This is a genomic window from Nitratireductor aestuarii, from assembly GCF_014641695.1.
Taxonomy (GTDB): domain Bacteria; phylum Pseudomonadota; class Alphaproteobacteria; order Rhizobiales; family Rhizobiaceae; genus Chelativorans; species Chelativorans aestuarii.
This window is the reverse complement of record NZ_BMIF01000054.1, coordinates 1-921: the sequence shown is the minus strand read 5'-3', so window position 1 is coordinate 921 and position 921 is coordinate 1. Positions and strand designations below refer to the sequence as shown.

Annotated in this window: 1 protein-coding gene; it reads right to left on the bottom strand. The window is 62.4% G+C overall.

Annotated features, from left to right (window positions below):
• Positions 1 to 28 precede the first annotated feature (28 nt).
• Positions 29 to 921, bottom strand: an 893-nt coding sequence (locus IEX27_RS21065) for an aminotransferase class III-fold pyridoxal phosphate-dependent enzyme (RefSeq protein ID WP_188723029.1), incomplete at its 5' end; no start/stop codon positions are given.

The following is a 921-nucleotide window of genomic DNA, read 5'->3' as shown; positions in this document are numbered from 1 at the left end:
CATTGAGGTCGCGAACGATCATTCTCGGTTACTCCGCAGCTATACTGGTTGATTGGGTGATTTCGCGGACGGCATGCTCGAAGATGTCGAGGCCGCGCGAAAAGAGGGGCATGTCGATGTTCAGTGGCGCCAGGACCTTCACGACCTCGTCATGGGCGCCGGAGGTCTCGATGACGAGGCCCTTGTCGAAGCAGCGCGCGCAGATCTCGCTTGCCAGCTGTCCGGTGCCGACATCGACGCCCTGCATCATGTCCCGGCCCTTTACACTGGCCGTCGGCAGCAATGCCGAGATTGCCTCCAGACGCTTCGCCAGATAGGCGGAGCGCTCGGCGATCTCTTTCTGAAACGCATCATCGGCCCAGAACTTCTCCAGCGCGACGCGTGCGGTAACAAAGGCGTGGTTGTTGCCGCGGAATGTCCCGTTGTGCTCAGCCGGACCGAAGACGTCGAACTCCGGTTTCACCAGCAGCACGGCCATGGGGAGGCCAAAACCTGACAGCGACTTTGCCATGGTGATGAGGTCCGGGTTGACCCCCATGCCTTCGAAGCTGAAGAAGGAGCCGGTGCGCCCGCAGCCGGCCTGAATGTCATCAATGATGAAGAGCGCCCCGTGGGCGCGCGCAATTTTCTCGACCTGGCGCACCCATTCCGCTGACGCCACATTCAGTCCACCTTCGCCCTGGACGGTCTCGAGCACGATGGCAGCAGGCGTATCGATCCCGCTTGAGGGTTCCGCGATCATCCGCTCCAGAAGGTCGCAGGAATCGACGCCCTCACCGAGAAAGCCGTCATAGGGAATGCGCGTTACGTCGGGCAGCGAGACGGAGGCGCCGCCGCGGTGGTAACCATTGCCCGTCGCGGCGAGCGCGCCAAGGGAAACGCCGTGGAACCCGTTGGTGAAGGCGATGACGTTGTTGCGGC